The sequence below is a fragment of the Paenibacillus sp. OT2-17 genome, from assembly GCF_009827695.1.
GTDB classification, from domain to species: Bacteria; Bacillota; Bacilli; order Paenibacillales; family Paenibacillaceae; genus Paenibacillus; species Paenibacillus polymyxa_B.
The window spans coordinates 1-2,526 of the sequence record NZ_WUDQ01000539.1; the positions used below are offsets into that span (position 1 = coordinate 1).

A 2,526-nucleotide genomic window follows, 5' to 3' on the forward strand; every position below is an offset into this window, starting at 1 on the left:
CCTGCGCCATCAAGCGGCGGGTGATGTGGTATTTTACAGCATACTGAAGTTGGCATTTGTTGTAGGAATTTTATTTTGGACTCGAAAAAAATGGATTACGTGGGTGACGTCATGAAACTTTCTCAACGATTACAATATATTATGGAACAAATTCCTGCCGGGAGCAGACTTGCGGATATTGGCTCGGATCATGGACTACTCCCTGTGGCTGCAGTGCGTAGTGGCAGAGTACTTCAAGCCGTGGCGGGTGAGGTCAACGATGGTCCGTTACGTGCGGCTCAAAAGCAGGTGGCCGAAGCAGGTCTTACTGATCGCATTGCGGTTAGAAAGGGAGATGGCTTGGCTGTAATTAAGGCCAATGAGGTTGATGTTATTACGATAGCCGGCATGGGTGGTGCCTTGATCGCTTCCATTTTAGAGCAAGGGAAAGACAAGCTTGTTTCAGTGAAACAGCTTGTTCTACAGCCTAACGTAGGCGAGGATATCTTACGCCGTTGGCTCATCGAACATCAATGGGTACTAACAAGTGAACATATTATGGAAGAAGACGGAAAAATATATGAAATTCTGACGGCCGTACCTGATTCGGTAAGCCCACTGAAACAGGATGAGCTGTATCAACCATGGAAACTTCCCGATAGTTCGCTGGTGCTGACACAGGATTTGTTAATGCAACTCGGACCGCTATTGGTCAAAGCACCGAATGAAATCTTTTTTTATAAATGGAAATTGGAGATTCGCAAGCTTGAGGATGTGCTGGCACAAGTGGCACGATCAGATCAGGAATCCGCACAGCATAAGCGGGAGCAATTACGCAAGCAAATTGAACAGCTAGAGGAGGTACTTGCATGTTTGCCAAAGGACAGACAGTGATTAGCTACATGGAGCAGCTGGCTCCGAAATACTTGGCAGTTCCGGACGATAGAATCGGGCTTCAGCTGGGTAGTCTGCAAAAGGAAATCAAAAACATATTAGTAGCCCTGGATGTTAATGATGAGGTTGTCGAAGAGGCAATCCGCATAAAAGCTGATCTCATTATTGCACATCATGCGATTATATTCCGCCCACTTAAAGCATTGAACACGGATCAGCCTGCGGGCAGATTGTATGAAAAGCTGATCAAGAATGATATTGCTGTCTACATCAGTCATACGAATCTGGATACGGCTGAGGACGGCATGAATGACTGGATGGCGGAAGCTCTGGGTATTCAAAGTGAAGGTACGCTGGAGGATGTTCACACCGAGCAATTATTCAAGCTTGTTGTTTTCGTACCCAAAACACATCATCAACGGGTACTTGATGCCGTATTAGGGGCGGGAGCTGGACATATCGGCAACTACAGCCATTGCAGCTTTAACATTGACGGCTACGGAACTTTTGTACCGGGTGAAGGCACACAGCCGTTTTTGGGTGAGCCGGGTAAAATGGAACGTAGTGAAGAGGTTCGTATCGAGACCATTGTACCGCAGGGTGTACGCAGTAAAGTTGTTCAAGCGATGCTGAAGGCGCATCCTTATGAAGAGGTGGCTTATGACCTGTACCATATGGATTTGCAAGGCCGTAGCTTTGGTTTGGGGCGGGTCGGCAAGCTCAAGGAAACCTGCACGTTACGGGAGTTTGTCGATGTTGTAAAAAACGGTCTCAACGTCGAGCATGTACGTGTGGTGGGCGACTTAGATCGTACGATCAAAAAGGCAGCCGTGCTTGGGGGCTCTGGCAGCCGTTATGTGAACAAGTCGCTCTTTAAGGGAGCTGACGTATTAGTCACGGGGGATATTGACTATCACACGGCTCAGGATGCCCTTATGGCGGGGATTGCTATTATTGACCCTGGACATAACGCTGAAAAGATTATGAAGCCTAAAACCGTAGAATGGATGCGCAAACGCTTGGCAGAAGGTCGTTATTCAACGGAAGTACATGTATCTCAGGTAGAAACCGAGCCTTTTCAATTTTTGTAAAATCTCAACATCTATGAGAAAATGAAGATGCTCTATTATTTTTTTTCGTAGGGAGAGGTTCTATGCGGACGCTGATAGCTGATTCTGCAATTCATGCCTATCCAGGCATGGTCGCTGTTGTTACTTCTCGCTATGAGGGGAAAAATAATGTAATGGCCTCAGGCTGGCATACCTATATCGGATCATCACCGGGCATGTATGGCATTTCACTGAGGAAGGAAACATATTCTCACGGTCTGATCGAGAAAAGCAGAGGCTTTGGTATTCAGTTTCTGCCTGCACACAGATCGGAATGGATTCAGGCTGTAGGTACCTTTAGTGGTAAAGATGTAGATAAGTTTCAGCAGTTTGGCATTGCATATGAGGATGGAATTTCAGTCAATGTGCCTATATTGCTGGAGGCTTATCTTGCTTATGAGTGTAAAGTCGTGGATATTCATACCTATGGAGATCATGATTGGATCGTCGGTGAAATACAGCAGACCTACCGAGACGATGAACTGTTCCTAGATGAGGACGTTCCTGATTTTAGTAAGCTTTCTATCCCGCTATACGTGGGAAG

General features: G+C 46.4%; 3 protein-coding genes. All 3 read left to right on the top strand.

All coding sequences use genetic code 11. The annotated features are described in order from the left end of the window. The first annotated feature begins 111 nt into the window (after positions 1 to 111). On the top strand, positions 112 to 873 hold the full coding sequence (locus GRP75_RS24260; protein WP_160790597.1) for a tRNA (adenine(22)-N(1))-methyltransferase: 762 nt from the start codon (positions 112 to 114) through the stop codon (positions 871 to 873). Next, positions 849 to 1,964: a Nif3-like dinuclear metal center hexameric protein gene (locus tag GRP75_RS24265; protein WP_068942365.1), complete on the top strand. Its 1,116-nt coding sequence runs from the start codon at positions 849 to 851 to the stop codon at positions 1,962 to 1,964. Before GRP75_RS24260 ends, GRP75_RS24265 begins: the two co-directional genes overlap by 25 nt. Before the next feature lie 62 nt (positions 1,965 to 2,026). Next, a partial coding sequence (locus tag GRP75_RS24270) for a flavin reductase family protein (protein WP_160790598.1) occupies positions 2,027 to 2,526 on the top strand: 500 nt, incomplete at its 3' end.